Annotated in this window: 1 protein-coding gene; it reads left to right on the top strand. The window is 36.0% G+C overall.

Annotation, left to right across the window (positions count from 1 at the left end; translation table 11 throughout):
* Window positions 1–152: 152 nt before the first annotated feature.
* Complete coding sequence (locus AB4653_RS18685) at window positions 153–278, top strand: YHYH domain-containing protein (RefSeq protein ID WP_102257609.1); 126 nt, start codon at window positions 153–155, stop codon at window positions 276–278.
* Window positions 279–775: the final 497 nt, after the last annotated feature.

The raw sequence follows: 775 nt of genomic DNA, 5'->3' as shown, positions 1-775 counted from the left end.
CTTAATCCTTATTCGTTATGTGATGTTTTCCAGGCACTAATAGAAGCCAGACATAACCTCTAATGGTAACGATAAAAATTTTTCATTTCTGTTTTTATGGAAATTCACTAAAATCCGAGCTCTTTAATTTACATGATAAGAAAACAACACCAATGAAACACATCGCACTAGCTTTATTTCTAGCTCTTTCAGCTTTTACTGCTTACGCACACTCTGGTGGCACAGACAGTTACGGTTGTCACGTAGACTCACGCACAGGTGTGCGTCATTGTCACTAATTCTACTAATGTACTCGTTCTTCTACATTGATAAAAAACAGTTTCAGAAGAGCAGTTAGAAGAATTAATTTCTCAATGCATGACACCGAGTTGTGTTATGTTATGTCTATTTAAAATAAAGTTAGATTGGACGACCACGTCAAAATGAAAAAAACAATCGCAATAATTGCAATTCTTTTCACAGCGAATGTATTTGCTAACACACACACGACTATTATCAATGGCGATCGTGATAATAAAACATGTAGCACTATTGGCGACATTACAATTTGTAACTAACCAAGCCACTATTTGGCGGGGCTAAACCTCGCTATTTTCTACTTCCCGGCATTCTTACCCCATTCAAAATAAAAACGGGAAATGATACTCATCAATCCTTTGCACAATAAGGAATATCGTACCATTTAATTGGTAATTGGTGCATGATAGTATGCACGCGATTTACACCACCCTGGAAATACCAATGTTAAAAAAACTTGTCGCTACTTTTTCAATAA

It is taken from the genome of Vibrio sp. 10N.222.48.A3, assembly GCF_041475345.1.
GTDB lineage: Bacteria > Pseudomonadota > Gammaproteobacteria > Enterobacterales > Vibrionaceae > Vibrio > Vibrio tasmaniensis_A.
Note: the sequence above shows the minus strand (reverse complement) of the source record. Positions and strands in the feature narration are given on the sequence as shown.